Here is a 25454-nt window from a genome sequence, read left to right on the forward strand (position 1 = left end):
GCATCGGCAAGGCCGCGATGACCGCCCGCGTGGTCCAGCGCCTCAGCGTTTCGATGACCGCCGTCCTGATCCGCGCAACGACCAGCGGCCGCCGCCCCCGGCTCAGCAAGACTTCCGCAAAGACGGCCGCCGTGCCCAGGGCCCACGCCCCACGCCAGTTCCAGCACAAGCCACCGAAGGCAGCGTCGATCACGATGGCCGCATCCGCCTGTCCAAGCTGATGAGCGAGCGCGGCCTGTCCTCGCGCCGCGAAGCCGACGAGTGGATCGAACACGGCTGGGTGCTGGTCGATGGCGAGGTCGTCAGCGAACTCGGTTCGCGCGTCTACCCGCACCAGGAGATCACGATCGACTCCGCGGCCAAGACGCAGCAGGCCCAGCGGGTGACCATCCTGATCAACAAGCCCATCGGCTACGTGAGCGGCCAGGCCGAAGATGGCTACGAGCCCGCCTTCGTGCTGATCCGCCCCGAGAACCAGTGGAAGGAAGGCGACCGCACGAAGCTGACCTTGACGCGCGGCCACCTCAAGCACCTGGCCCCAGCGGGCCGGCTCGACATCGACTCCACCGGCCTGCTGGTGCTGACGCAGGATGGACGCATCGCACGTGAACTGATCGGCGAAGATTCGAACGTCGAGAAGGAATACCTGGTGCGGGTCGAACTGCCCGACAACCCCGAAGAAAAGAACATTTCCGGCGTTTTCCCCGGCGAGTTGATGGACAAGCTGCGCCATGGCCTGATACTGGATGGCATCGAGCTCAAGCCCGCCAAGGTGTCGTGGCAAAACGAGCAGCAACTGCGCTTCGTGCTGCGCGAAGGCCGCAAGCGCCAGATCCGCCGCATGTGCGAGTTGGTCGGCCTGAAGGTGGTCGGCCTCAAGCGCGTGCGCATGGGCCGCATCGTGCTGGGCGACCTGCCGCTGGGCAACTGGCGCTTCCTGCACCCTGATGAGCGCTTCTGAAGAGGCGACGCGCCCGCCCGCCACCTGGGTGGTCGTGGTGGCGCTGTCATTGCTGCTGGGCCTGCAACCCATCACCACCGACCTGTACCTGCCCGCCCTGCCGCAGATGCAACGCGCGCTGGGCGTGAGCCCCTCGGCCTCGCAACTGACCCTGTCGGTGCTGGTGTTGGCCTTCGGCATCGGCCAACTGGTGTGGGGGCCGGTGGCCGACCGCGTGGGGCGCCGCCCCGTGCTGCGCTGGGGCCTGAGCCTGTTCGTGGTGGCCAGTGGCCTGACGGTCATCGCCGACAGCCTGGGCCTGATGGTGGCCGCCCGCGCTGCGCAAGGCGCCTGCCTGTCGGCCGCCGTGGTCTGTGGGCGCGCCATGGTCCGCGATTTGTACGCGCCCGTCGATGGCGCCCGCATGATGGCCCATGGCATGGGCGGCCTGGGCATCATCGCGCTCGCCGGTCCCGTCACCGGAGGCTTCCTGGCCACGCACTGGGGCTGGCGCCACGCGTTGGCGGCGGTCGGCGTGTTCGGCGCCATCACCTTGCTCTTCGTGGCCTGGCGCCTGCCCGAAACCTTGCCCCTGGACCGCCGCACGCGCGCCATGCGTCCCTTGACCTTGCTGCGCGACTGGTGGGACATTGCCCGGCACCCCACTTTCCGGGCCCACGCCATGCTGACCTCGGCCACCTTCGGCGGCCTGTTCGTCTGCCTGGCGGGCGGTCCCTTCGTGTTCATCGATGTGCTGGGTTGCAGCCGCCAGGTTTTTGGCTTCGTGATGGCCTCGTGGTCGATCGCTTACCTGGTCGGCGTGGCCCTGTGCCGCCGCATGTTGCTCAGCCGGGGCCTGATCGGCAGCGTGCGCGTGGCCGGCCTGCTCACCCTGACGGGCGGCTTGTGGATGGCGGGCTTGTCGGCCTACACCGCGCTCTCGGGCACCGTGCCCGGTCTGTTCTGGATCCTGCCCGGCCTGTGGGTCTACGCCTGCGCCCACGGCATCCACCAGCCCTGTGGCCAGACCGGCGTGGTGGCCAGCTTTCCGCGCCATGCGGGCGCGGCGTCGGCCTTGTCCGGCTTCGTCTTGGCGTCCATCGCCTTTGGGGTGGGCGCGCTGCTGGCCGCCGCGATGAAGCTGCCCTTGTGGGTGGGCACCATTTACCCGATGACGCTGGGCGTGTCCGTGGGCGCGGCGTGCACGGCCTGGGTGGCACTGCACTTGGTGCAGCGTGACGGGCTCGCCCCTGCACCGGTCTGACCCACCATGAGCACCAGCCCCCCTCCCACCTTGGTCCTGGCCGGCCCCACCGCCAGCGGCAAGACGGCCATCGCGCTGGGCCTGGCCGCGCTGGCGCCCATCGAAATCATCAGCGTCGATTCGGCCCTGGTCTACCGGGGCATGGACATCGGCACGGCCAAGCCCACGCCTGCCGAGTTGGCCGCCGTGCCGCACCACCTGATCGACATCATCGATCCGCGCGAAAGCTACAGCGCCGCCCGCTTCGTGAAGGACACGCACCGCCTGATGGCCGAGATCCGCGCGCGTGGGCGCCACCCCGTGCTCGTCGGCGGCACCATGCTCTACATCAAATCATTGCTGGATGGCCTGGACGAGATGCCCCCGGCCGACCCCGCCGTGCGCGCCATGCTCGATGCCCGCGCCGAAGCGCACGGCTGGGCCGCTTTGCACGCCGAACTGGCCCAGGTCGACCCGGTCACCGCCACGCGGCTACCGCCAGGCGACACGCAACGCATCCAGCGCGCACTGGAGGTCTGGCACAGCACGGGCAAGCCGCTGTCCAGTTTCCACCAACGCGCGGCCACGCAAAGCGAGGGCACCATCGCCAACACCGTGCTGGTCTCGCTCGAACCCGCCGAGCGGCCCTGGCTGCACCAACGCATCGCCGTGCGATTCGAACAGATGATGCAGGCCGGTTTCATCGACGAGGTGCGCGGTCTGCGGGCCCGCGGCGACCTGCACCTGGACCTGCCCTCCATGCGCTGCGTGGGTTACCGGCAGGTGTGGGAAGCGCTGGACCAAGGCCTGGACCTCGGCCAGGCCCACGCTTTGGCCGAGGTGACCGAGCGCGGCATCGCGGCCACGCGCCAACTGGCCAAGCGCCAACTGACCTGGCTGCGCGGCATGCCCTGGCGCCACGTGGTGCCGGCCGACGCGCCCGATGCCATCGAGCAGGCCCAGTCCCTGTTGCGCCCACATTTCCGGAACTGAAACCACCTGGGCGAGGAGAAGTCGCCGTGCATGTCGGCTTTTCATGCGATGCGGTGAAGGTGGTGCATTGCAACATCGCCTTCTCCTCAGTTCGCATCCTCCGATCACATGCGCTTGCTCAACCATTTGTCTTTCCGCACCCGGCTGATCGGCCTGTGCGTTTTCCTGTCCTTGATGGCCTTGTTGCCGCTCATCTCGCTGCTGCAAAACAAGCTGGGAGAACGTGACTTCACCCACGCTGAACAGCAAGGCATCCAGCCCGCCAGCACCTTGGTCGGGGCCATCGCCCAACTGCAACGGCACCGCGGCCTCTCCGGTCCCTGGCTGCAGGGCAAGGACGGCATGCGCACCCCGCGCCAGGAAGCCATCGCCAAGACCGAAGAGAGCTTCCAGGCCTTCATCCAGCAGTGGGAAAGCAGCAGCCTGGATCCCAAGGTCAAGCACCGCGCCGAAGCCCTGCTCGCCCGCTTCGAACAGTTGCGCCTGCAGATCGACCAACGCGTGCTGACCGCGCCCGACAGCTTCACTCAGCACACCGCCCTGATCGATGATTGCCAGGGCCTGCTCTTCGACGTGGCCGGCGCCTCCAACCTGCTGTTCGACCCGCAGGACAGCACCTACCTCATGATCATCGCGGGCTTCCAGGAAGGCCCGCGCATCACCGAACTGGCCGCGCGCATGCGGGGCCTGGGCACCGCCCTGCTGGCCACGCAAGACCCCCTGGCCAGCGACGTGAAGATGGCGCAGGACTCGCATGGCCGCCTGCTGGAGCGCCTGGCCCACCTGCAGACCCATCTGCGCGCGCTCGCCGAGCGCCGCCCCGATTTGAACGACTCGCTGGTGCAGCCCTCGATCGCCAAGCTGCAGTCGCTCAAGACCTTCTCGACCCAGACCCTGGGCATGATGCAAGGCGAGAACGATTCGCCCCTGGCCAACATGCAGGCCACGGAATTCTTCGCCCATGCCACCCGCTTCATCGACCAGCAGGCCGAGATCACGCAGCAGATCACCGGCGAGGTCAAGGCCGCGCTGGACCAGCGCCAGCGCGACATCACGCACCTCATCGTCCTGCAGCTGAGCGGCGTCGCGCTGATGGCCATCATCGGCCTGTGGGTCATGGTGGACACGGTGCGCAGCATCGTTCGGCCTGTCAGGCAGATGGAGATGATGGCCAGGTCACTGGCCGATGGCGACCTGACCCCCGACTGCGCCACCACGCGCCACGATGAAATCGGCCGCTGCATGAACGCCCTGAACCAGGCGCGCCTGGGCTGGATCCACATCCTGGGCGAGTTGCGCAGCTCCATCGACCTCGTGTCTTCGGCCTCGGCGCAGATCGCCTCGGGCAGCCAGGACTTGAGCGAACGCACCATCAATGCGGCCAGCAACCTGGAATCCACCAGCTCGGCCATCAGCGAACTCACCGGCACCGTCAAGCAGACGGCCGACTCGGCCCAGCACGCCAACCAGATCGCCCACGCCGCGCGCAATGCCGCCGAGCAAGGCGAACAGGTCATGGGCCAGGTCGTCAGCAACATGGACACCATCTCGGCGGCCAGCCACAAGATCGCCGACATCATCAGCGTGATCGACGGCATCGCGTTTCAGACCAACATCCTGGCCTTGAATGCCGCCGTGGAAGCTGCCCGCGCGGGCGAAACGGGCAAGGGCTTCGCTGTGGTCGCCTCGGAGGTGCGGGGCCTGGCGCAACGCAGCGCCCAATCGGCCCGGGAGATCAAATCGCTGATCGACGACAGCCTGGCCAAGGTCGATGCCGGCACGCGGCTGGTTCAGGAAGCGGGCCTGAGCATGCAGACCATCATCAGCAGCAACCACCAGGTCACCGACATCATCAGCGCGATCTCATCGGCCACGCGTGAACAATCAGAAGGCTTTGCCCGCGTCGACAGCGCCATCAGTGAACTGGACGAGACCACCATGCACAACGCGGCCCTGGTCGAAGAGTCGAGCTCGGCGGCCAGCGGCCTGAAGGACCAGGCCGATCGGCTGGCCCGCAGCATCGCGCAGTTCCGCTTCGAGGTCGAGAACGCTCAGGTCTGGGGCCGGTGAATGTCGTGCTCGCCGCCGCTGACCTCGCGGACCCGCTCCGCGTTTTGGGTCATGCGGCGCAAGAAGTCGAGCAGGCTCTGCCATTCACCGTGGCTGAAGCCGGCCAGGAAGGCATTGAGCGTTTCGCACAAGACCTGAGGCACATGGGCCGATGCGGCCAGGCCTTCTTCGGTCAAGGCCAGGTGCACCACGCGGCGGTCCTGCGTTGAACGCTCGCGCCTGACCAGGCCCTTGGCCTCCAGGCGGTCGAGCGTGCGCGTCATCGCGCCGGCGTCCAGCTGCAATTCGCGGGACAACTCGGCCAGCGTGTCAATCCGGCCCTGGCGCAGCAGGAACAAAGGCGTCCATTGCGCGTGGGTGAGCCCATGCGTTTCCAACTGGCGGTCCACGTCGGTGACCAGGGCCTGCATCAGGCGCTTCATCAGGAAGCCCACGCTCTCGCTGCTCTGAAAATTTTCAGGCTTGTAGAAATCCACGCCCTGGAGGGGCAACGGTGCGGGCAGGCCAGCATCCTGGGTCTTGTTCGTCATGCGCCTAAGTTAATTGCCTAAACAAATATTGTCAAGGCACCATAATCACGGCCCTGGTACAAAATCCCGACGTGCCCCCCACGTTCACGGCCTCGATCCCATGACCGCTTCAGCATTGCCCAAGTCCGAGCCCAAAGCGTCGCCCAAAGCCCTGCGGGGGCTGGCACCTTTCCTTCGGCCGCACCGCGGCCGGATCCTGCTGGCGGGCCTGTTCCTGGTGCTGGCCGCGGTCACCACGCTGGTGTTGCCGCTGAGCCTGCGCACCCTGATCGACAACGGCTTCGTGCCTGCCGACCCCGACCAGCGCGTCATGGCCTTGCGCGATCATTTCCTCGCCTTGTTCGGTGTGGGCGCGGCCTTGGGGGTGTTTTCCGCCTCGCGCTATTACGCGGTCAGCTGGCTGGGCGAACGCATCACCACCGACCTGAAGCGCGCCGTGTACGCGCACGTGTTGCGCCAAAGCCCCGAGTTCTTCGAACACACGCAAACCGGTGAGGTGCTGTCGCGGCTGAACTCGGACACCACCCTGATCGAAACCGTGGTGGGCTCCAGCCTGTCGATCGGGCTGCGCAACGTGGTCATGGGCCTGGGGGCGCTGGTGATGCTGATCGTGACCAATCCCTACGTGATGGCGCAGGTGCTGGGCGTGCTGGTGATCGTGGTGCTGCCCGCCATGGCCTCGGGGCGCCGCGTGCGCAGGCTGTCGCGCAGCAGCCAGGACCGGCTGGCCGATGCCAGCGCCATTGCGTCCGAGGTGCTCAACGCCATCCCCGTGGTGCAAAGCCACACCGCCGAAGACCGCGAGGCCGTGCGCTTCGGGGCCTCCGCCGAGGCCGCCTTCGGCACCGCCGTCACACGCATCCGCGCCCGCGCCACCATGGTCGCCTTCATCATCACCGCCACCACCGGCGGCCTGCTCTACGGCCTGTACCAAGGCACCCAGGCCGTGCTGGCGGGCCAGATCACCGCAGGCCACATGAGCCAGACCATCGTCTACGTGATCCTGCTGATCTCGTCGGTGGCCGCCCTGTCCGAGGTCTACGGCGACGTGCTGCGCGCCGCCGGCGCCACCGAGCGCCTGATGGAACTGCTGTCGACCCAGCCCACCATCCAATCGCCCGCCATCCCACGCACCCTGCCCACCCGCCAAGGCGGTGCCAGCGTGAGCCTGCAACACGTCGGCTTCAACTACCCTTCGCGCCCCCATCAAGCTGCCCTGCGCGATGTCAGCCTCACGGTGAACCCGGGCGAGACCGTGGCCCTGGTCGGCCCCAGCGGCGCGGGCAAGACCACCGTCTTCCAACTGCTGCTGCGCTTCTACGATGTGCAATCGGGCCGCATCGAACTGGATGGCGTGTCCACCAAGGACCTGGGCCTGGACGCCCTGCGCGACCGCATCGGCATCGTGCCGCAGGACAGCACGGTGTTTTCGTCCAGCGCCTTGGAAAACATCCGCTATGGCCGCCCCGACGCCACCGACGCAGAAGTGATCGAAGCCGCCAAGGCCGCCCACGCGCACGATTTCATCAGCCAGTTGCCCGAGGGCTATCAAACCTTCCTGGGCGAGCGGGGCGTGCGCCTGTCGGGCGGGCAACGCCAGCGCATCAGCATCGCGCGCGCCATCCTGAAAGACGCGCCCTTGCTGCTGCTGGACGAAGCCACCAGCGCCTTGGACACTGAAAGCGAACGCGCCGTGCAAGCCGCGCTGGAAGCCGCCATGCAGCACCGCACGACCCTGGTCATCGCCCACCGGCTGAGCACCGTCATCAACGCCGACCGCATCGCCGTGATGGACAAGGGCCATTTGATCGACGTGGGCACGCACAGCCAGTTGATGGCACGCTGTGCGCTCTATGCCCGCCTGGCCAACGCGCAGTTCGACGACCAAGCCGCTTAAAATCCGCCCCATGACGCACCCATCCCACAGCCGCCCCATCCGCAGCCAGTATGAAGATTTCATGCGCCATGTCCACGAGCATGGCGTGCTCAAGGCCGACCGCACCGGCACCGGCACGCGCAGCGTCTTCGGCCACCAGATGCGCTTCGATTTGAGCGAAGGCTTCCCCCTGGTCACGACCAAGAAGGTGCACCTCAAGTCCATCATCGTCGAGCTGCTGTGGTTTCTGCGCGGGGACGACAACGTCAAGTACCTCAAGGACCACGGCGTCACCATCTGGGACGAGTGGGCGCGTGAAGACGGCTCGCTGGGCCCGGTCTACGGCGTGCAGTGGCGCAACTGGCCCAAGCCCGATGGCGGCCATGTCGACCAGATCAGCCAGGTCGTGCAGCAACTGAAAAGCAGCCCCGATTCGCGCCGCATCATCGTCAGTGCCTGGAACGTGGGCCTGATCGAACAAATGGCCCTGCCGCCCTGCCATGCCTTCTTCCAGTTCTACGTGGCGCCGGCCACCGAGCCCGGCGGCAAGGGCAAGCTCAGTTGCCAGCTCTACCAGCGCAGCGCCGACATTTTCCTGGGCGTGCCTTTCAACATCGCCAGCTATGCATTGCTGACCCACATGCTGGCCCAGCAATGCGACCTGGACGTGGGCGATTTCGTGTGGACGGGTGGCGATTGCCACATCTACAGCAACCACACCGAGCAGGTCGAGTTGCAACTGAGCCGACTGCCCCATCCCTACCCGCTGCTGAACATCAAGCGCAAGCCCGATTCGATCTTCGACTACCAGTACGAAGACTTCGAAGTGCTGGAGTACCAGCACCATCCCGGCATCAAGGGCGCCGTGGCGGTATGAAGCTGGCCCTGATCGCCGCCGTCGCGCGCCATGGCGCCATCGGCCGGGGCAACGACCTGCTCTGGAACAATCCGCTGGACCAGAAGCATTTCCGCCAGACCACGATGGGTTGCCCGGTCATCATGGGCCGGCGCACCTGGGACTCGCTGCCCGCGCGCTTTCGGCCGTTGCCGGGCCGGCGCAACATCGTGGTCACGCGCAACACCGGCTGGCAAGACACCGGTGCCGAAGTGGCGCATTCGCTGGACGAGGCGATCGCCCTGCTGGCCGGTGCGGAGCGCGCTTTCGTGATCGGTGGTGGCGAGCTGTATGCCCAGGCTGTGCCTTTGGCGCATGAAATGGTCCTGACCGAGGTCGATGCCGACTTCGAGGCCGACACCTTTTTCCCGGATTGGGACCGCGCGGCCTTCACCGAAGTCTCGCGCGAGGCGCACCCCGCGGCCACCCCTGGCGACATCGGCTTCGCCTTCGTCACCTACCAGCGCCGCAACACGCCTTGAACAAATGCCTCGGCCTGAAACACCGTTCGTTTCAGGCCGGCCAGCCCAAACCCTGCACCAAGCGCTTCGCCAACCTCGGCTGCTTGAACTGTTCCAGCCACCAGGTCAGCGCACGTCCCATGTGGTCGCTCCGCCAGGCCACATAGAGCGTGTTGGGCTCGCGCGGATCGGCCATGCGCTTTTCCACCAAGGCGCCACTGGCCAGCAGCCCCGCCACGCGCTGACGCGGCAACCAGCCCACGCCCAACCCTTCGCGCTGCGCCATGATCTTGGCCCGCATGCTGGGCACGGCCAGCACCGCCTGCCCGCCCAACAGCCCATAGCCCCGCGACTCGGGCCGGCGTGAGGAATCCGCCACCACCACGCTCCGGTGCCGGACCACGGTCTCGCGTTCCAGTGGCTCGGCGGCCTTGGCCAGCGGATGGCGCGGCGCCACGGCGAACACCCAGTCCATCACGCCCAGTTCGATCCATTGCAGCTTGGGGATGGCGGGCGGCTCGTTGGTGGCGCCCACCACCACATCGGCGCGCCCATCGCGCAAGGCCTCCCAGGTGCCGCCCAGCACCTCGTGCGTGACGCGCAGGCTCACGCCGGAATCGAGCTTGTCGAAAGACTGGATGACGGGCAGCAGGGTCTCGAACTCCAGGACCTCGTCGGTGACGATCCACAGCCGATCCTCCCAGCCGCCGGCCACCTGCTTCACGCGCCGGGTCATGCGCGCCACGTCCTGCATCAAGCGCCCGGCTTCTTGCGTGAGCAGTTGCCCGGCCGGCGTCAGTTGCAGGCGGTAGCGCCGCCGATCAAAGAGCAAGGCATCGAACTTCGCCTCCAGTTGCCGCGCGGCGTGCGACACGGTCGATGGCGCCTTGCCCAACCGCACCGCGGCCCGCGACAGGCTGCCGCTTTCGTGGATGGCCTCCAGCAGCGCCAGTTCGTCCTCCGTCAACATGTTCGATCCTTTCGAACGAGTTCATCGGATGGATGGTACGGCAAACGGGCCCTGCCCCGTCAACATGGGTTCCACGGCAATGAGCCGGATTCGAAGGAGATCACCATGAACCGATTCCAGACCAAGTCCATCCTCGTCACCGGCGGCAGCAGCGGCATCGGCCTGGCCACCGCGCAAGCCTTCGCCAAAGAGGGCGCCCGCGTCGTCATCACCGGCCGCGACCAGGCCGCGCTGGACGAGGCCGCCCGCCAGATCGGCCACGGGGCGATCGCCCTGCGCCACGACGCGGCCGACCTGGCCAGCGCCAAGGCCGTGGCCAGCGCGCTGGTCCAGCAAGGCATCACGCTCGATGCCGTGTTCATCAACGCCGGCGTGGCACGCTTCGCGGCCTTCCCCGATGTGGACGAAGCCTTGTGGGACAGCACCTTCAACACCAACGTCAAGGGCGCCTACTTCCAGATCCAGGCTTTGCTGCCGGTGCTCAACCAGGGCGCGTCCATCGTGCTCAATGGCTCGATCAATGCGCACCTGGGCATGCCCAACTCGTCGGTGTACGCTGCCAGCAAGGCCGCGCTGATCTCGCTGGCCAAGACGCTGTCGGCCGAACTGCTGCCACGCGGCGTTCGCGTCAACGTGGTCAGCCCCGGCCCCATCACCACACCGCTGTACGGCAAGCTGGGCCTGGACGCCGCCACCTTGCAGGCCACGGCCGCGCAAATCCAGGGGCAGGTGCCCCTGGGCCGCTTCGGCACCCCGGCCGAGGTCGCGTCCACCGTGCTGCACCTGGCCGCGCCCGAATCGGCCTTCATCGTCGGCACGGAAATCATCGTCGACGGTGGCATGAGCCAGCTGTGAGCCGGCCCCTGCGCCGTCACTGGTGCAGGTACTCGCGCTTGTACAGGCGTGGCAGGAAGTACGGCAGCATCTGGAACTCACGCAGGCAGTGCGAGCCCAGGTCTTCAAAGAAGGTGAAGTTGAGGACGCGGGCCAGCGCCGTGTTGACGAAGGTGCTGGTCAGGATGATGCCGTCGCCCGTGGCATTGGGGCGCCACTGGTGCACCAGCGAGTTGCTGGGCAGCAGGCCGGCGATCAGGGTCAGGTCGGTGCGGGCGTAGAAGTAGTCGTCGCCGCTCACGGGCACCGGCGGCAGGGGCGATGCCGCGGGGTCGGCGCCCTTGATGTTCAGCGTCAGCGCCGACTTGCCGATGTATTCCTTGGCTTTCTGCACGGCACCAATGTCGTAGTGCGTGTCGGGGCTGTTGGGCGGCACGGTCCATTCGAAGGACACGTGGTCGATCGGTTGCCACAGGCGATAGCGCGCGGTGTCGCCGATGTGGTCCCACCACCAGGCCAGCATCTCGGCATTGATGCCTTTGATCTCTTGCTCGATGACCAAGGTCACGTTGAGGTTCTTGTCGACCGGGCCGATGGTGTAGCTGCCACGCGTCTTGAGCACGCCATTGAAATAGCGCTCGTTCAGCGCGCTCATCAAGGTGGGTTGCAGGCCGCTCAAGGTCTTGCGCAGGTGGGTGACGTAAGCCTGCGCCACGGCGGGCTGGGCGGCCAGGGTAGCTTCGATGCGCACGGCGCTGTCGGCGAAGGTGCTGCCCACGGGGTTGTACTGGACCAGCACCGTGAAGGCCGGCTTGCCATCGACCGACACGCTTTGCGCCACGAAGCTGTAGGGCTTGCTGCCCAGGTGGTTGTCGGACGGGACGCGGCCGCGCACGGTCTCAGGGTCCAGGTAGCTGACCTCGACCGTGTGGCTGGCGAAGCCGAAGACAGAGGTCGCGCGGTAACGCGCACCGGCCGAGTAGCCCAGGTGTTGCGGCGTGGCGGGCGCCTGGGTCCAGCGAAAGGCCTTGTTCTCGCTGTTGGCGGCCTTGAACATGGCCTCGTCGACGTTGTCCCAAAACCAGCTGAAAGCTTCCGGCCGCACGTCCTTGACCGTGAAACTGGTGGAGGCACTGATGCTTTGCGCGTGGGCCGGCAACTGCCCGGCGAGGGCCATGAGCACCGCGAAGAGCACACCGGGCGCCGCCGCCAGGCACCGGCGCGCCAGGATGATGAATGACCAAGGTCGTGACATGAGGGTCTCCCAAAAAAGAACATCTACAGATGTAGAGAATGCCGCAACTCTACATGTGTATAGTCCAGCAGGGAATCTGTCGTAAACCCGCGATGCAGCACCGCCCCAGCTCCCAATGCCAAAAGACCGCAAGACCCTGATCGCCGACACCGCCATCGACCTGCTGGGTGAACTGGGCGCCCGGGGCCTGACCCACCGCGCCGTGGACGCGCAGGCCGGCCTGCCCGCGGGTTCGACCTCGTTTTATTGCCGCAGCCGACTCGACCTGCTGACCCTGGCCTTGCAACGGCACGCCGCCCTCGACCTGGCCGACCTGGAAACCGATGCCCAACGCATGATGAAAGACCGCGTGAGCCGGGAGGGGCTGATCGACCTGCTCGGTGAGCGGGTGGCGGATTGGTTGTCTCCTCCCAAGCGCCTGCGCCTGGTGGCCAGGTTCGAGCTGTTCATGATGGCTTCGCGCGAACCTGAGCTGGCCAAGATCGTCGGTCAGCAACGCCAGTTCTTCTTGCACGCCACCGAGGCCGCCTTGACCCAGGCCGGCGTGATCGATCCCCCAGGCACAGCGCCCGCGCTGCTGGCCCTGGTCGACGGCCTGTTGCTGGACCAGGTGGGCACCAGCGCGCCCGTGTTGTCGCCCGCCACGCAAAAAGCGGCTTTCAAGCGACTGCTGGGTGAACGGGTCAAAACCGGTGCATGAGTCCGGGCGTGGCCATGGGCAGCTCGAAGGCCAGGATCGCCTGCTGCCTCAACTGGTCCATCACGCCCAGTTTGCCGGGCCACCGACCCGGCTTGGCGCCCCAGTGGCGGTACAGGGTGCAGGCACTGGTCAACAGCCGCTCGGGTGAGTCCCACTGCAGAAAACCCTGTCGCTGGAAGGCGGGGCTGAACAGCAGATCGCGCGACGCTTCGAACGCCGACATGCCCTGGCGGTGGCGCAGGTAAAGGCCCTCCTGCGCCAGGTCCCAATAGTCGATGAGGCGTTGCACATCGTGCTGCGTGGCCAGGGGACCGTGCCCCGGAACGATCACGTCGGCCTTCAACGACATCAGGCGCCGAAGGCCGGCCACGATGTTCTCCACAGGCCCGGACCAGGCCACCGGCGTCACCCCCACGAACACGATGTCCCCCGCGTAAGCCACGCGCTGGTCCGGCACGTGAACAATGCAGTCGCCATCGGTGTGCCCCGGCCCCACCTCCGTGATCACGATGTCGACCCCCTTGACCGTCAAGGTCTTCTGCACCGAGAAACCCTCGGTGGGGTCGGTGATCACCACCTGACCGAAGCCGTAGGGCTTGAACATCTGGTGCATGTAGTGCCCGAACTTGTCGATGCCCGCCAGCGGCACATGGCGCATGAGCCGGCCCCCCAGCTTCAGGGCATGCAACTGGCGCGGGTGTTGGTGGTGCATCTGGTGCATGCAGGCGTGCGTCGCGATGATGGGCTTGTCCCTGAACAACTGGTTGCCCCAGCAATGGTCGCCATCGGCGTGCGTGTTGATGACGAACTCGATGGGCGACCGCTGGACGATGTCGGCCGCGAAGTCCAGCGCCTCCTGCGTGAAGCGCACGTCCCAGCAGGTGTCCACCAGCACGCTTTGGCCGCCACAGTCGATCAGCCCGAGGTTGGTTTCACCCCAGGAGCCATTGGGCACCATCCAGGCATATGCACGCGGGCCCAGGCGGTACAGGCCCTCGTTGAAGCGAGCCGGTTCGCCAAAGCGGGTGACGCCGCGGGACGGGCCCCCCAGCCATTCGGTGTGCTTCATTGGATGCGGTGCTCGACCTCGCCCACCCCATCGATGCCCAGGCGCAGCACATCGCCCGGCTTGACCCAGTGGCCATTCTCCATGCCGCAGCCGTGGGGCAAGGTGCCCGTGGCGATCAGTTCGCCCGGCTGAAGGCGTTCGCCGCAAGACAAGTGCGCCAACAATTCACCCAAGCCGAACAGCATGCCTTGCGTGGAGGTGCGGGACACGACACGGCCATTGAGTTCGACCCACGCCGACAAGGCACCAATGCGTGGCAAGACCTCGTCCGCCGTGACCAGGGTGGCCGACATGGAACTGATGAAGTGCTTGGATTTCTGCGGACCCATGCCGCTTTGCATCTCGGGCCGCTGCACATCGCGGGCCGTCCAATCGTTCACCACGACGAACCCGCCAATCGCCGCCAGGGCTTGCTCAGGTGTGGCGTTGAACAAAGGCTGGGACAGGACCAATCCCAGTTCAAGCTCGTAGTCCAGCACCTTGGAATAGCTGGGGGCGCGCACCGGTGTGCCACTGGGCACAAACGTCAAGTGGTTACCGAAGTAGTAGATGGGCTGGCGGTGCGCCAGGGCATGGGGCTTGAACGCCGGGAAGGGGCGGCCACTCACGATTTCGACCAGGCGGGCCATCCGGTAGGCGACGGGCATGAAGCGCCGCGCATAGCCGCGCGAGGACTGGATCCAATGCTGTTCGAACAACATGCAGTCGCGGAAGGACCGGGGGCTGAAGGGCAAGGCTGGCGCACCTGCTTCAGCGGCATCTGGCGCCAGCGGCGATAACCAGGCCAATTGCTCGCGCACGGCCTGGGGCATGGCCGACAACGCGGTCCACTGCCCAGCCTGGTCGACTTCGATGCCCGCTTCACCACGGCGTATTTTCATGACTTGCCTCGACCAGTTGCATACAATTGGCTGCAATGTATCCACTTGGATACTTTCAGTCAATGCCGGCTTAGCGAAAACTGGTTCATGATCTGGGCATGAGCAAGAAAGCCATCTCCGATGCCGCCGCCCCTCATCGCATGGCGCAAGGCAAGCGCCTGTTGATGGACACCGCCACCCGCTTGCTGGCCCGGCAGACCCTGCAAAGCACGCTGGCCTTGCGCGAGCTCGCGCGCGAGGCCGGACTCAACCACAACACCTTCTACCGGCATTTCAGCAACCTGGAAGAGATGCAACAGACCATCGTCGAGGAGTTCATTGCCGGGCTGCGCGCAGGCCTGACCGAATCACGACAACAGCTGCCCCCCGGTCAATCGGTTTCTCGCGTGGTCATCGGCTGGCTTTTCGATTTCGCCCGCGAGAACAGCGACCCGTTCATCCTGGCCTACCGGATCTGGCATGGCCCGCCCTCGGACAGCCGCGACCTTGTGCAAAAGGCGATGGACCACTTGTGCGAGGACATGCTGCGCGATCTGTTGGCTTTGGGTGTCCTGCCACCACTGAACGAAGCCCGCTTGCGGCGCTTGCTGGCCATCGATGTCCACCAGGTGTTCAGGCTCTGCATCGCCTACCTGGAAGCCCCACGTTCCCGCGCACGCCTGCTCGATGCTGGCGACGAGATGCTGAAGGCGCTGATCGCCGGGGCCATGGCGCTGGAAGGCTCCTGACATGGCGACGGCTCCCCGATGGCATCCCGGTCGCGCCTGAGCGCGCCACGGCCGATCAGTTCAGGTGCCTCGCGGATCCTGCGGGGGCACCGACAAGGCCACGATCATGCGGTTCAAGACCGTTTTGATGCCGGCCATGGCCGGCTCCGGCTCGGCTGACGAGGCGATGATGTGAGCCGATTCCACGAACACCGCCAGCAGCATCTTGGCCAGGGTTTCGCTGCCGGCGCTGGCCAGCAGGTCCGGCGCCACCTGGTGCTCGATCAGGCGGTTCAGCAAGCCTTGTGAGTGTTCGGTGTCGATGGCCCGGCATTCGGCCGCGCCCAACACCACAGGACCGTCCGTGAACAGCACGCGCTGGCAGGCCGGCTCACCCGCGTGGATCAAAAAAGCATGCAAGGCCACCTCGCCCGGCGAGCCTCCAGCGATCGTGCTGGTGGCGACCGCGGCGATCAATTGCCGGGAGACCTCCACATACACCGCCCGGAACAGGGCCTTCTTGTCCTTGAAGTGGTGGTAGACGGCGCCCTTGGTCGTGCCGGCGATCGCTGCCACGTCGTCCAGGCTGGTGCCGGCAAAGCCGACCTCGGTGAAGCGCAGGCGGGCGGCCGCCAGCAAAGCCATTCTCGTGGCTTCGGCATGGACATCCCGAAGGCGTTTGACAGGGCGCGTTTCAGTTGACATACTGACAGTATCTTAAATTTCTTTGGTATGCGCAATGGGCAAACAGGCTGACACGAAGCTCGTGGATTACGTCGTGGTCGGCGGGGGCTCGGCTGGCTGCGTGCTGGCCAGCCGCCTCAGCGAAGACCCCGGGGTGACAGTCTGCCTGCTGGAAGCCGGCCCGTCCGACACCAACCCGACCATCCACGTGCCAGCCGGCATGTTGTGGCTGATGCGCAGCAAAGTGCTGAACTGGCAGTTCAACACCGAACCCGAGTCGCACCTGGCTGGACGCAAGCTGTTCTGGCCACGCGGCCGCATGCTGGGCGGCAGCAGTTCGATGAACGCCATGTGCTACACCCGCGGCCACCCCCAGGACTACGACGGCTGGGCCGCCCAGGGCAATGCGGGTTGGGGCTTCGACGACGTGCTGCCTTACTTCCGGCGTTCTGAAGACCAGTCCCGAGGCGCCTCGACCTACCACGGAGCCGGCGGCCCACTGCACGTGTCCGACTTCCGCGCGCCCTCGCCGCTCACCCGCACTTACATCGCGGCGGGCGTGCAGGCCGGCTTCCCCGAAAACGAAGACTTCAACGATGGTGAGAACCAGGAAGGCGTCGGCTACTTCCAGGTCACCCAGAAAAATGGCCTGCGCTGGAGCGCCGCCAAAGGCTACCTCGACCCCGCCCGAGACCGCCCCAACCTGCACATCATCACCGCCGCCATGGCGCACCGGGTGCTGCTGGAAGGCCAGGGCGACGAACGACGGGCCGTGGGTGTCGAATACCAGCACCAGGGCAAGCTTCACACCATCAAGGCGCGTCACGAGGTCATCCTTTCCGCTGGCGCCTTGCAAAGCCCGCAACTGTTGATGCTGTCAGGCATCGGCCCTGGCCCACATTTGCAGCAGCACGGCATCACCACGCTGGTCGATCTGCCTGGCGTGGGCCAGAACCTGCAGGATCACCTGGACGTGATGGTGGTCCACCAAGGCAAGCGTGCCCTCTCGCGTGGCCTCACGCCGCAGAACATCCTGGGCGGACCCTGGTCGTTCTACCAGCTCATGGCGCACGGTCAAGGCATGTTCACCAGCAACGGCGCCGAGGGCTGTGGCTTCCTCAAGAGCGACCCGTCCGAGCCCATCCCCGACCTGCAGTTGCACTTCATGCCGGCGCGCATGCGCAACCATGGCCGCGACCTGCGCTTCCTGATGGGCCAGGGCTTCTCGATGCACGTCTGCGACCTGCACCCCAAGAGCCGCGGCCAGATCACCCTGAAGGACAAGAACCCCGCCAGCCACCCGGCCATCCAGGCCAATTACCTGTCGCACCCGGATGACATCGCCAAGATGGTGAAGGGCATCAAGCAGGTGCGCCGCATCTTCGCCGCGCCCGCCTTCGACCACGACCGGGGCGCGGAGCTCGCTCCTGGGCCCCAAGTGACCACCGACGAACAACTGGCCGACTACATCCGCCAGCACGCCGAGACCATCTACCACCCCGTGGGCACCTGCAAGATGGGCACCTTCGCCACCGACCCGATGGCCGTGGTCGACGACCACTTGCGGGTGCGTGGCGTGCGCGGGCTGCGCGTGGTCGATGCCTCCATCATGCCCACACTGGTGGGCGGCAACACCAACGCACCGACCATCATGATCGGCGAAAAGGCCTCTGATCTGATCAAGGCCGCCAGACGAGCCTAGACCTGCAGCTTGCCCACCGAGATGACCGGCCCCGTGGGCGTGCCGGTGGGTGAACCACCCGTGGGCTCCACGCTGACGGCAAAGGCCGCCGTGCCTTTGAGCAACTGCTGGCGCAGCACCGTGGTCGCACCATCGGCCGACACCAGGCCCAGTGAACGCGGCGCGCCTTGACCTGGGATGACCCACAGCTCCAGGGCCTTGTCCAGGCCCACGGGCAATTGAGACAATGGCTTGAACACCAGGCTGCGGCCATCACCCGCCACGCTGACCACGAAGGAAGCGTTCTGCAATCCGGCAGGCGTGCCGGGCTGCGCCGCCATCACGATCACGATGGGCGGGGCTGCCACCTGCGGTTGCGCCAGCCAAAGGCCCAACGACAAGGCTGCGACCGTGGAAAAGGCCGTGAACCCTCGCCACAAGGCCAGGCGCTGCCACCAGCCCGACGCACCCTGCGCCATGGCGGCATCGGCAGGCGACGAAAACAATCGCCGCTGCAAGGCCTGCCACACCTGGGGAGACGGCTGCACCTCGGGCACCACGTCCACCAAAGGCACCAGGCGCTCCTGCCAATCGTTCACCGACCGGCGCAATTGCGGGTGCGCAGGCAGCAAGGTTTCAAAACGGCGGCGCGCGCGGCCACTCAAGGTGCCCAGCACGTATTCAGCGGCCAGGCGGTCGGCTCGTTCGGTTCGGCTGTAGTCCATGTCAACCCCGGGCCAGCGTGGCGGCCCGCTCCAAACAGGATTTGAGGGACAGCAAGCCGCGCCGCAACCAACTCTTCACCGTGCCCAGGGGCTGCCCCAGGTGCTCGGCCACTTCGGCATGCGACAGACCTTGGTAGAAGGCCAGCGCCAGGCTGTGCTGCTGTTCGCCGCTCAGCCCTTTCAGGCAATGCTGAACCTGCCTTGCTTCACCGGCCTGCTCCAGCAAGGCTTGCGGCCCGGGCAGATCAGAAGCGACCTCGTTGACCATGTCGCGCTCCTCGCCATCATCGTGGCCAGGTTGGTGGCTGCTGATGGTGTTGGGCTCGGTCTGGCGCCGGCGCAGGCTGTCGATCGCGCGGTTGCGCGCCACGCTGCTCAGCCAGGTGCTGGCCTGGCTGAGCGCGGGATTGAAGCTTTGCGCGGCCCGCCACACGTTCACGTAGACCTCTTGCAGAACGTCCTCGGCCTGGGCACGGTTGCCTTGGATGCGCAGGATCACCGCCAGCAGATGTGGGCTGGACTGGCGGTAGAGCGCCTCGAAAGCGCCACGGTCACCCATGGCGACGCGGGACAGCAACTCGGCCCAGGCTTGCCGGCGCTGCGCCGCGCCGTCCGCCAAAGTGGCCTGGTCTGTGGAAGACGTGCTCGCCATGGATCCTCGGCTTTGAAGGGTGTCCTGCATTCTAGGGCGTCAACGAAAAATCACTTGGGCATCAGCACCGTGTCGACCACATTGATGACGCCATTGCTCTGGTAGACGTCATAGGTGCTGATGTTGGCAACGTGGCCGGCTTCATCCTTGACCTGGATGTTGCTGGGGCCGTTGTGCATGAACCAGAGCTTGCCGCCGCTGGCCGTCTTCAACTCGGCCGTGCCGCCGCCCTGCTTGATGGCCATGCTCAGCGCCTTCATGTCGTACTTGCCGGGCACCACGTGGTAGGTCAGCACCTTGGTCAAGGTGGCCTTGTTTTCGGGCTTGAGCAAGGTGTCCACCGTGCCGGCAGGCAGGGCGGCAAAGGCCGCATTGGTGGGCGCGAACACCGTGAACGGCCCCTTGCCCTTGAGGGTCTCGACCAGGCCCGCCGCCTTGACCGCGGCCACCAGCGTGGTGTGGTCGGCCGAATTCACGGCGTTGTCGATGATGTCCTTGCTGGCGTACATGGCTTGCCCGCCCACGTTGACGGTGTCGGCTGCGTGCACGGCGGCGGCGCCCGAGGTCATGGCCAAAGCCAGCAAGCAAGTCTTGGTGAAGGTCTTCATGGGGAGCTCCTGAGTGGGATGAGTTTGAAAAAGAAAACTGCCAGGAGCTCTTACGCAGCCAGGGCGCAGCTGGATGCGCTTGACCAGTGTTTTTGCGTCACCATCTTTTACGCTTCCATTGGCCGCAAGCCAGCGGTGGACACCTCGGACGGGTTATGTTGCGGGGTGCAGCACCACACACTCAAGAGGATCTCCATGAAAACCCACGTCCTGCTGGCCTCCAGCCTGCTCCTGTCGATGTCCGCGCTCGCCGCCGAGCGGTCGGTGACCTTGAACACCGCCACCCCCACCGGCGATGGCCCTTCCGTGGGCACCGTGCGCATCGTCGAAACACCCCATGGCCTGGTCTTCTATCCCAGCCTCAAAGGCCTGCCGCCGGGCCTGCATGGCTTCCACGTGCACGACAAGGCCTCTTGCGCCCCCAGCCAGAAAGACGGCACGACCACGCCGGCGGGCGCGGCTGGCGGCCACCTCGACCCCAAATCGGCCGGCAAGCATGGCGAGCCCTGGGGCGAAGGCCACCTGGGTGATCTGCCGGCCCTGTACGTGGCGGCCGACGGCACGGCGAGCAACCCGGTGCTCGCGCCACGGCTCAAGCTGGCCGACGTCACCCAACACGCGCTGATGGTGCATGCGGGCGGTGACAACCATGCCGATCATCCCGCCCCGCTGGGCGGCGGCGGAGCGCGCGTGGCCTGCGGCGTCATCGGCGAGTAAGCCAGGCCGGGTGGCGGACAAGGTCGGCGGGATAATGCGGTGACCGACGCCCCACGACGACCAAGCCGCCACCCATGAAACTCGCCACCTGGAACATCAACTCCCTGACCGTGCGCCTGCCCCAGTTGCTCGACTGGCTGGCGGCCAACCCGGTCGACGTCATCGTGCTGCAAGAGACCAAGCAAACCGATGACAAGTTCCCGATGGCCGAGTTGCAGGCCGCCGGCTACCAAGCGCATTGCTTCGGCCAGAAAACCTACAACGGCGTCGCCCTGCTGACCCGTGAAGGCGTAGACAGCAGCACTGTGCTGAAAAACATCCCAGGCTTCGCTGATGAACAAGCCCGCGTCATCGTGGGCACGGTGGCCCATGCCACCCTGGGCTCGATCCGCGTGGTAGGCGGCTACTTCCCCAATGGCCAGGCGCCCGACAGCGACAAGTTCGCCTACAAGATGGGCTGGCTGGAAGCGCTGAACCAGTTTCTGAAACAGGAGTTGGTCACGCACCCGAACCTGGTCCTGATGGGCGACTTCAACATCGCGCCCACCGATGCCGACGTGCACGACCCGGTCCTGTGGGCTGGCCAGATCCACTGCACCCCGCAAGAGCGTGAGCACTTCCAAAGGCTGGTCGCGCTGGGGCTGGTCGATGCTTTCCGCCTGTTCGAGCAGCCGCCCAAGCCCTGGAGCTGGTGGGATTACCGCAACCTGGCCTTCCGCAAGAACCAGGGTTTGCGCATCGACCACATCCTGGTCAGCGAGGCGCTGAAGCCGCACGTCAGCGCCTGCGTGATCGACAAGCTGCCGCGCAAGAATGAACGTCCCAGCGACCATGCGCCGGTGATCGTCACCCTGGGCTGACCAGCCTCACTGGCCTTCCAGCAGCTTCCTGAATGGCGCCGGCAACCCGATCGAGGCCAGTTCATCCAAAGGCACCCAACGCCCGGTGATCTCGGCATCGGCACCGATGCCATGCGGCAACGCGGTGTCTTTCAAGGATTGCAAGCTCACCGAACGCAGGGGGTGCAAGCGCCAGTCCAGGTGCGTGAGCACATGGTTGACCACCGGTTGCGCTTCGGGCTCGGGCAAGCCCAAGGCCTGGGCCGCACTTCGCAGCTCCGCTTCGCTGTCGTACAGGGGCAAGGTCCACAAGCTGGCCCACACGCCCTTGCCGGGCCGCTGCACCAGCCACACCGCCCCACGGTGTTCCACCCACAGGCACCAGCTTTCGCGCTTGCTGCGCTTGAGCTTGCGGGTCTTGATCGGATAAGTCTCGGGTTGGCCCAGCACCCGCGCCTGGCACAAGTCCACCCACGGGCACACCAGGCACGAAGGCTTGCGCTGGGTGCACACCGTGGCGCCCAGGTCCATCAGGCCCTGGGTGTACGACGGCATGTCCACGCCATGGCGTGGCAACACCACCGCCGCGGCTTGCCACAGCGCTTTTTCGTTGCTGGAGACCGCCAGGTCCTGCCCCCAGGCCATCACGCGCGTCAGCACGCGCTTGACATTGCCATCGAGGATGGTGGCGCGCTCGTCGAAGCAGAACGAGGCAATCGCCGCTGCCGTGGAGCGCCCGATGCCGGGCAAGGTCTCCAGCAATTCGGCCGTGGCCGGGAACTGCCCACCATGCTCGCTCATCACCGTCTGCGCGCACTTGTGCAGATTGCGGGCGCGGGTGTAGTAACCCAGGCCAGCCCACAGGGTCAGCACATCGTCCAGCGGCGCCGCGGCCAAGGCGGCTACATCAGGAAAGCGTGCCAGGAATCGGTCGAAGTACACCAGCACGGTGCTGACCTGCGTCTGCTGCAGCATGATCTCCGACAGCCAGACGCGGTAAGGATCGCGCACGCCTTGCCAGGGCAAGTGGTGGCGCCCGTCCTGGCGTTGCCAAGCCACAAGGCGGTCCGCCAGATCCGGGTTCAGTGAACTGGCCCGTTGCTGCAACTCGTGTGAAGAATCGGTCAACGCGGCCTGGGTCGCCCGCCGCGTCATGCCCCTTGCGAGACCTCGTCGGTGCCAGACAGGTTCAGCGAAATGGGATCGATGTGGGCCGCCTTCAAATACTCGGACACGGAGGCATGCCCCTCATGACCGGCCAGCACCACTTCTGATTGGGCCTGCGTGACGAGTTCGTCGATCAAGGTGTTCAAGCGTGTCTGCAATTGCAGCACGCGCTCGTCTTGAGCCTGCACTTCCTGCAGGCGGGTGTCCAATTCGTTGGAAGCCGACTGGATGCGGTCCAGCGACTCGTAACGGCGCTTGAAGTTGCGGCGGCGTTCGCGCAATTGGCTGTCCACCTGGGCGGATGCTGTCTTGTTCCACAGCTCGATGTCGTTGCTCACGGTCTCGAACACCACGCGCAGACGAGAGATCAGCATGCGGCGGAACTGCTCCTGGAAACCCGGCTGGGCCAGGCGGAAAGCCTGACTCAGGCCCAGGTACTGCACATAGTTGCGCTCGATCAGGGTCAGGTCGTCGGTGTACTTGCGCACATCGAGTTGCTGTTCGGCCAGCAGGCTGAAACCGAACTCGGCATTCAGCTTGGCGAACGAGGCCACCAGCATGGAATGGGTTTCATCGTTGCGCTGCTGGGCCTGCTCGATCAACAGGCGCAGGCGCCCGCACAGTTCAACGAAGGCTTTCTTGGCGCCCAAAGGCAGCCATGAGCCGCCCAGCACTTGCCCCAGCACGTCAACCTCCTGGCGAAGGCGATCGGACGACAGGTCGTGCAAAGCGGCCTTCAGCATCCGCGAGTGAACACTGCGCATGGCCGACAAACGGGCCGTGCATTGCTCGAACTCGGTGGCCTCGGCCTGCACACGCTGCAGCATCAGCTGGACCTTGCCCGTGCTCTTGCCGCGCAGGCCGCGCAATTCAAGCAATTGCTCGGCGTGCTGGCGACGCAGTTCGCCAAACCGGCGACCCAACTGCGATTGGAACTGGCGTGCACCATCAACGGCCGAATCGGCCAGCATCTGACGACGCTTGGGCAGCAGGCCTTCGGACAAGGCGGTTTCAAACGATTCAAGCCGGCTGGCGCTGAGACCGGCGGCGTCGCCTCCGAGGCGCGCGGCCAAGGCCTGTCGGGCAGAAATCGGGAACACGTGCTCGGGGGGGATCTCCAGCGTCTGCGCCACGCTGTCGCATTGGCGCGCGATCACGTCTTCCACCTGCTGGGGCGTGCTCAAGGGATCGGACAGCGAGTCGATCTTGTTCAAGGCCACGAAGCGGGCCAAGGCCGGGCCGCACAGGTGGTCGCGCCAAATGCTCAGGTCGGACTTGGTGACGCCGGTGTCGGCCCCCAGGATGAAGACCGTGGCGTGCGCCTGCGGCAACAGCCCGAGTGTCAGTTCGGGCTCGGTGCCGATGGCGTTGAGGCCAGGCGTGTCGAGGACCACCAGCCCACGTTTGAGCAGGGGATGCGGCAGGTTGATGCGGGCATGGCGCCACACGGGCACCTCGACCTTGTCGCCTTCCTGCAGCGGCGGGTTGTCTTCCACGCGCTCGTCGTCCCAGAAACCCAGCAGCTTGGCTTCTTCCTTGGTGACCAGGCGCGTGCGCACGACCTCGCCCAGGGCCTGGGCCATGCCGTCGGGGTTGCTCAGGTCAAGGGCGATGTGGGTCCAGGCCTGCGGCTGCAGGCGGAACTCGGCCAGCGAAGCCGCTTCAAGGCGGGTGTCGATGGGCAGCAGGGACAGGCCGACCGGATCGGCAGCGTCGTAGCCCAGTTCAACCGGGCACATGGTGGTGCGGCCGGCCGAAGCGGGCATCATGCGCCGGCCCTTGTCCGAGAAGAAGATGGCGTTGATCAGTTCGGATTTGCCGCGCGAGAACTCGGCCACGAAGGCCACCATGAGCTTCTCGCCGGACAGCCGATGCCGCATGGCTTCGAACCATTCCGAGGATGCCTCGTTGAGCAGGTCCTGCTCGCGCGCGAAACGCGCCAAGTCGGCAAGCTTGGCATCGGTGGCAACACGCCACTGTCCCAGGGCGTCCAGGTTACTGGCGAAAGTAGGCATCATGGGAGCTCATCCTAGCGTAAGCCGGCAATGTAAAGACATGAAAAGGGCGCCTGTAACCACGCCTTACTATTTTTTCTGGCAAACCGGGCAAAAGAACGTGGAGCGTTGCCCTTGGACCAGCCGACGCACCGGCGTCGCACAGCTTCGGCAAGACTCGTTCTCGCGGCCATAGACGCGGGTACTGAGCTGAAAGTGCCCCTGGCTGCCATAGGCATCTTTGAAATCGCGCAGGCTGGAGCCCCCCATGGCCAATGCCTGGCGCAGCACCTCCTGCACCGCCAGCACCAGCCGATCGCAGCGTGGCCGGCTCACCCGCCCCGCCGCCAGTTCGGGGTGGATGCCCGCCATGAACAAGGCTTCGCAAGCGTAGATGTTGCCCGCGCCCACCACGATGTCACCGGCCAGCAGCGCCTGCTTGATCGACACCTTGCGGCCCTTCAGCCGCTGGTGCAGATGGGCCCCGGTCATGGCATCGTCGAACGGCTCCAGCCCCAGGCTGGCCAACAGACGCGCCGGCATCCCGGAGGCCATGGAAGCACCCCACACCACGGCACCGAAACGCCGGGGGTCCGTCAGGCGCAGCAGGCCCTCGGTGGTGTCGAGCTCGAAGTGATCGTGGGGACCGGCGGGTGCCAGGGCCTTGGCAAAAGTCAGCGCCCCAGACATGCCCAGGTGCACCAGCAAGCCTTCGGGCGGGCTGTCGGGCGCGCTGCCGGCCAGGGTCAAGGGCACCCACAAATATTTACCTCGGCGCAACACGGGGCCCACGGTGGCCCCTTCCAATCGGCCTGGGTCGCAACCCAAGGGCCAACGCAAGGGCTTGCCCATCCGCAATGACAGAACCTTGGCGCCCAGAATCCGCGACGCGAAACTCTGGCGGGTGACTTCAACCTCGGGCAATTCAGGCATGGGCCGCATTATCGGTGCCGTATCAATAGA

Annotated in this window: 25 protein-coding genes; 13 read left to right on the forward strand and 12 right to left on the reverse strand. The window is 66.0% G+C overall.

The features are described from left to right. From ACREB4_RS09075 to ACREB4_RS09090, 4 genes are all read left to right on the forward strand, one after another. Positions 1-961: pseudouridine synthase (locus tag ACREB4_RS09075; RefSeq protein WP_431587892.1), on the forward strand; the 961-nt coding region annotated here is incomplete at its 5' end. Then, on the forward strand, positions 948-2204 hold the full coding sequence (locus ACREB4_RS09080; RefSeq protein WP_431587893.1) for a multidrug effflux MFS transporter: 1257 nt from the start codon (positions 948-950) through the stop codon (positions 2202-2204). The genes ACREB4_RS09075 and ACREB4_RS09080, both read left to right, overlap by 14 nt. A gap of 6 nt (positions 2205-2210) precedes the next feature. After that, positions 2211-3176 carry a tRNA (adenosine(37)-N6)-dimethylallyltransferase MiaA gene (gene miaA, locus ACREB4_RS09085; protein ID WP_431587894.1) on the forward strand — a complete coding sequence of 322 codons (966 nt, stop codon included), beginning with the start codon at positions 2211-2213 and terminating at the stop codon, positions 3174-3176. A gap of 108 nt (positions 3177-3284) precedes the next feature. Further along, positions 3285-5246, forward strand: a complete 1962-nt coding sequence (locus ACREB4_RS09090) for a methyl-accepting chemotaxis protein (RefSeq protein ID WP_431587895.1) — start codon at positions 3285-3287, stop codon at positions 5244-5246. Here ACREB4_RS09090 and ACREB4_RS09095 read toward each other — a convergent pair. Continuing rightward, a complete protein-coding gene (locus tag ACREB4_RS09095) occupies positions 5228-5776 on the reverse strand; it encodes a MarR family winged helix-turn-helix transcriptional regulator (RefSeq protein ID WP_431587896.1) in 549 nt (182 codons plus the stop codon). The genes ACREB4_RS09090 and ACREB4_RS09095 overlap by 19 nt on opposite strands. Positions 5777-5876: 100 nt before the next feature. Here ACREB4_RS09095 and ACREB4_RS09100 point away from each other — a divergent pair, with 100 nt between their 5' ends. From ACREB4_RS09100 to ACREB4_RS09110, 3 genes are read left to right on the forward strand one after another with little or no spacing between them, the layout of a single operon-like run. Beyond that, on the forward strand, positions 5877-7673 hold the full coding sequence (locus tag ACREB4_RS09100) for an ABC transporter transmembrane domain-containing protein (protein ID WP_431587897.1): 1797 nt from the start codon (positions 5877-5879) through the stop codon (positions 7671-7673). A 10-nt stretch (positions 7674-7683) separates the two neighbouring features. After that, a complete protein-coding gene (locus ACREB4_RS09105) occupies positions 7684-8529 on the forward strand; it encodes a thymidylate synthase (protein WP_431587898.1) in 846 nt (281 codons plus the stop codon). After that, entirely contained in the window at positions 8526-9029 is a 504-nt protein-coding gene (locus ACREB4_RS09110; RefSeq protein WP_431587899.1) for a dihydrofolate reductase, read from the forward strand. Before ACREB4_RS09105 ends, ACREB4_RS09110 begins: the two co-directional genes overlap by 4 nt. Before the next feature lie 31 nt (positions 9030-9060). Here the strand turns inward: ACREB4_RS09110 and ACREB4_RS09115 are convergent, their stop codons facing one another. Then, positions 9061-9978: a LysR family transcriptional regulator gene (locus ACREB4_RS09115; RefSeq protein ID WP_431587900.1), complete on the reverse strand. Its 918-nt coding sequence runs from the start codon at positions 9976-9978 to the stop codon at positions 9061-9063. 105 nt (positions 9979-10083) lie between these two features. Between ACREB4_RS09115 and ACREB4_RS09120 the strand changes: the two genes are divergently transcribed. Next, positions 10084-10833: an SDR family oxidoreductase gene (locus ACREB4_RS09120; protein ID WP_431587901.1), complete on the forward strand. Its 750-nt coding sequence runs from the start codon at positions 10084-10086 to the stop codon at positions 10831-10833. 16 nt (positions 10834-10849) lie between these two features. Here ACREB4_RS09120 and ACREB4_RS09125 read toward each other — a convergent pair whose 3' ends face one another. Next, a complete protein-coding gene (locus ACREB4_RS09125) occupies positions 10850-12067 on the reverse strand; it encodes a DAPG hydrolase family protein (RefSeq protein WP_431587902.1) in 1218 nt (405 codons plus the stop codon). Positions 12068-12182: 115 nt separating this feature from the next. Here ACREB4_RS09125 and ACREB4_RS09130 point away from each other — a divergent pair, with 115 nt between their 5' ends. Further along, positions 12183-12767, forward strand: coding sequence for a TetR/AcrR family transcriptional regulator (locus tag ACREB4_RS09130; RefSeq protein ID WP_431587903.1), 585 nt, complete (start codon positions 12183-12185; stop codon positions 12765-12767). On the opposite strand, the gene ACREB4_RS09135 is transcribed toward ACREB4_RS09130, so the two are convergent. Both ACREB4_RS09135 and ACREB4_RS09140 read right to left on the reverse strand, forming a co-directional pair. Beyond that, entirely contained in the window at positions 12751-13836 is a 1086-nt protein-coding gene (locus tag ACREB4_RS09135; RefSeq protein ID WP_431587904.1) for an MBL fold metallo-hydrolase, read from the reverse strand. The two genes, ACREB4_RS09130 and ACREB4_RS09135, sit on opposite strands and share 17 nt — an antisense overlap. Continuing rightward, positions 13833-14717 carry a fumarylacetoacetate hydrolase family protein gene (locus tag ACREB4_RS09140; RefSeq protein WP_431587905.1) on the reverse strand — a complete coding sequence of 295 codons (885 nt, stop codon included), beginning with the start codon at positions 14715-14717 and terminating at the stop codon, positions 13833-13835. The genes ACREB4_RS09135 and ACREB4_RS09140 overlap by 4 nt, the downstream gene beginning before the upstream one ends. 98 nt (positions 14718-14815) lie before the next feature. Between ACREB4_RS09140 and ACREB4_RS09145 the strand changes: the two genes are divergently transcribed. Next, entirely contained in the window at positions 14816-15445 is a 630-nt protein-coding gene (locus ACREB4_RS09145; protein ID WP_431587906.1) for a TetR family transcriptional regulator, read from the forward strand. Positions 15446-15505: 60 nt separating this feature from the next. On the opposite strand, the gene ACREB4_RS09150 is transcribed toward ACREB4_RS09145, so the two are convergent. After that, a complete protein-coding gene (locus tag ACREB4_RS09150) occupies positions 15506-16069 on the reverse strand; it encodes a TetR/AcrR family transcriptional regulator (RefSeq protein ID WP_431587907.1) in 564 nt (187 codons plus the stop codon). Between the two features lie 94 nt (positions 16070-16163). On the opposite strand from ACREB4_RS09150, the gene ACREB4_RS09155 reads away from it, so the two are divergent. Continuing rightward, entirely contained in the window at positions 16164-17810 is a 1647-nt protein-coding gene (locus tag ACREB4_RS09155; protein WP_431587908.1) for a GMC family oxidoreductase, read from the forward strand. Here ACREB4_RS09155 and ACREB4_RS09160 read toward each other — a convergent pair. From ACREB4_RS09160 to ACREB4_RS09170, 3 genes are read right to left on the reverse strand one after another with little or no spacing between them, the layout of a single operon-like run. Beyond that, positions 17807-18514, reverse strand: a complete 708-nt coding sequence (locus ACREB4_RS09160) for an anti-sigma factor (RefSeq protein WP_431587909.1) — start codon at positions 18512-18514, stop codon at positions 17807-17809. The two genes, ACREB4_RS09155 and ACREB4_RS09160, sit on opposite strands and share 4 nt — an antisense overlap. Before the next feature lies 1 nt (position 18515). Continuing rightward, complete coding sequence (locus tag ACREB4_RS09165; protein WP_431587910.1) at positions 18516-19166, reverse strand: sigma-70 family RNA polymerase sigma factor; 651 nt, start codon at positions 19164-19166, stop codon at positions 18516-18518. A gap of 50 nt (positions 19167-19216) precedes the next feature. Continuing rightward, positions 19217-19735, reverse strand: coding sequence for a fasciclin domain-containing protein (locus tag ACREB4_RS09170; protein WP_431587988.1), 519 nt, complete (start codon positions 19733-19735; stop codon positions 19217-19219). A 234-nt stretch (positions 19736-19969) separates the two neighbouring features. On the opposite strand from ACREB4_RS09170, the gene sodC reads away from it, so the two are divergent. Both sodC and xth read left to right on the forward strand, forming a co-directional pair. Then, entirely contained in the window at positions 19970-20491 is a 522-nt protein-coding gene (gene sodC, locus ACREB4_RS09175) for a superoxide dismutase [Cu-Zn] SodC (protein ID WP_431587911.1), read from the forward strand. A 74-nt stretch (positions 20492-20565) separates the two neighbouring features. Further along, positions 20566-21351 carry an exodeoxyribonuclease III gene (xth, locus tag ACREB4_RS09180; RefSeq protein WP_431587912.1) on the forward strand — a complete coding sequence of 262 codons (786 nt, stop codon included), beginning with the start codon at positions 20566-20568 and terminating at the stop codon, positions 21349-21351. A gap of 6 nt (positions 21352-21357) precedes the next feature. On the opposite strand, the gene mutY is transcribed toward xth, so the two are convergent. The 3 genes from mutY to mutM form a co-directional block, all read right to left on the reverse strand. Continuing rightward, positions 21358-22437 carry an A/G-specific adenine glycosylase gene (gene mutY / locus ACREB4_RS09185; RefSeq protein WP_431587989.1) on the reverse strand — a complete coding sequence of 360 codons (1080 nt, stop codon included), beginning with the start codon at positions 22435-22437 and terminating at the stop codon, positions 21358-21360. A gap of 44 nt (positions 22438-22481) precedes the next feature. After that, positions 22482-24515, reverse strand: coding sequence for a dynamin family protein (locus ACREB4_RS09190; protein ID WP_431587913.1), 2034 nt, complete (start codon positions 24513-24515; stop codon positions 22482-22484). 66 nt (positions 24516-24581) lie between these two features. Then, positions 24582-25424: a bifunctional DNA-formamidopyrimidine glycosylase/DNA-(apurinic or apyrimidinic site) lyase gene (gene mutM / locus ACREB4_RS09195; protein ID WP_431587914.1), complete on the reverse strand. Its 843-nt coding sequence runs from the start codon at positions 25422-25424 to the stop codon at positions 24582-24584. Between the last annotated feature and the right edge of the window lie 30 nt (positions 25425-25454).

This window comes from Aquabacterium sp., from assembly GCF_050725395.1.
In the GTDB taxonomy this organism is placed as follows: domain Bacteria; phylum Pseudomonadota; class Gammaproteobacteria; order Burkholderiales; family Burkholderiaceae_C; genus Aquabacterium.